At 54.2% G+C, this 2,063-nt stretch carries 3 protein-coding genes; all 3 read right to left on the bottom strand.

Annotated features, from left to right (window positions below):
- The coding region (locus A0129_RS15890; RefSeq protein WP_367190010.1) for a helix-turn-helix domain-containing protein at positions 1 to 281 on the bottom strand (281 nt) is incomplete at its 3' end.
- Positions 282 to 474: 193 nt separating this feature from the next.
- The gene (gene repB / locus A0129_RS15615; RefSeq protein ID WP_291716308.1) at positions 475 to 1,488 is read right to left on the bottom strand and encodes a plasmid partitioning protein RepB; all 1,014 of its coding nucleotides are present in this window, start codon (positions 1,486 to 1,488) and stop codon (positions 475 to 477) included.
- On the bottom strand, positions 1,485 to 2,063 hold a 579-nt coding region (locus A0129_RS15620), incomplete at its 5' end, for an AAA family ATPase (protein WP_291716309.1). The genes repB and A0129_RS15620, both read right to left, overlap by 4 nt.

A 2,063-nucleotide genomic window follows, 5' to 3' on the forward strand; every position in this document is an offset into this window, starting at 1 on the left:
CCGTGCGCTCTGACAGACAGCTGAGCATTGGATGGAAAGACCACCAATCCACTATCGCAGTTGAGCTCGCTCTCTGGATAAAACGTCAGCAATGCGTCCAGCACAGTCAGCGCCCTGTCCTGGAGGCCAAGGCGTTCACGGGCCTCACAAGCGTCGCGAAACACTTTCCATTTTTCGACCTGGCGGCTTGGTTTCGTCTCGGACGTCTGGAGCTGCCTCTTTACAAGAGCAAGCACAGCCGGCCGCCGCCCAAAGGGCGTCGTCACATTTCCCGTCTGCATATTCCTTCACCTTTCTTCAGGCAAAAGAAATCCGCTCACCAAAACGATGCCAAAGACTCTTGACTGGGATTCATGGAAATGCGATTCTCGATCTTGCTAGGAATTGAGAGAGGCTTCCATGACGGAAACGTTTTGGGGGCCTTTTTCTTTTGTCGCGGTCTCTCCTCTTGACCAATTAACGAGTGTCTGCGATTCACACCTCTTTGTGAGTTGGATCTGAACGATTGTTGTATTCGCTTAGAAGATCAGGCATTCGGTCCGCGAGCCAGCGCGCGAAAGCGCGTTCCTGCTTCGGGATTGAGACCGTAGTTCCAGCCGAATTACTCTTCATGCGGCCAAAAACTCGGTCACCTACGGCGAAGTCAACAATCTCTTCAGCTGGCTCCGTAGTCACTTTGTCGGCCGCCGAACTTGCAGCTCGTATCGCTTGGGCAATACGGCTGGAGCTGTCAGCGCCTCGAAACTCGACAGTGTCGATTATTTTACGAACACGTGCCGCGCTGCTCGGATCTTTCAGCAACTCGGCAAATGCGGTCCATTTCGGTCGACCAACTCCCTTTGCTCTTCCGATCGCAAGAATGATGTCTTCGGGTACCGCCTCCGTCACTCGAAAAAGATGCGATATTGCCGCTTCTGAAGCTCCCAAGATTGGGCACATGGCGCGATGGGAAAGGCCAGCACTTTTCAGCTGTACGGCCCACATCGCCTGCTCAATCCAGGTCAGGTTTTCCCGAACACCATTCTCGAGCGATTGCTCTTCAATCAACTGCCGATCGGAAAGCTCTCGAACATAGGCTCGAATCTTTATGGTCTCCGGGCGATCCGATTCTGCCATTATGGCCTTGATCGCTGCCCATCGACGGTAACCGTATGCAAGCTGGTAATGATCCGCTTTCGTCGGATGCGGCCGAACAAGAACCGGAATTTTTTGGCCTTCACTTGCGATTGAAATCTTAAGCGCCTCGAGCTCTTTGGCCGCGTCCTCGTCGTTGCCAAAGCGATCTCTATAGGGGGAGCGGTCGATACGGTCAGGATCGAGTGAAATGACACTATCTTCTGTGAGCTGTGTCAGTGCCCGACCCACATTGGAAATGACAGGTGAAGAGTGCCGCCGCGCCAGCGAGGGCTTCTCGGATGCGTCCGACGACACAGGAGATTCCGTCCGGGTTTCGGCGGCCGCCATTCGCTGAAGGATGCTTTTCTTCATGTGCTACGTCCCCAAACTTTGTGAACGAGGTCGAGGATCTCGGAGTTAACTCGGTCAGCGCTCTCAATTGCGCGCTTCAACGCCTCACGACCGACCTCACCCGACTCAAGCTCGTATAGGGTCTTCTTCGCTACCGCTGCACCGGCGATTGCCGTCGATTCGAGCGCCTCCGCAACGAGTACATCATCACCAAACAATCGGCGCATGACTCCGGACATGTACTTCTGCGGCCCGTCATTCGGGTTCACGCGCGTGAGCAGGAAGCGGAAAAAGTCATGCTCAAATTTAGCTCCAAACTGCCCCAGCACCTCCGATAGATCGGAGATCATGATCAGGAACTGATTGCACGATGCAACGTCGAGCATCGCCGGGTGAACGGTAATGATTAAGGACGTGGCTGCATAAAGAGCAGCGAGTGTCGAGTATCCAAGGGACGGTGGGGTGTCGATGATAACGATATCGTATCGATCATCGACGCGGGCCAGGGCACTGCTTAACCGCTCGAAAAACGAACCCAGGTCATCCCTGGTTTTCGAGGTCAGATAGGACGGGGTATCAAACTCAAAGTCCATTAG

The organism is Limnobacter sp. CACIAM 66H1 (genome assembly GCF_001601825.1).
GTDB lineage: Bacteria > Pseudomonadota > Gammaproteobacteria > Burkholderiales > Burkholderiaceae_B > Limnobacter.

Coding starts and splice junctions, on each gene's coding strand:
- repB (WP_291716308.1), bottom strand. CDS start 1,488: ATGAAGAAAAGCATCCTTCAGCGAATGGCGGCCGCCGAAACCCGGACG.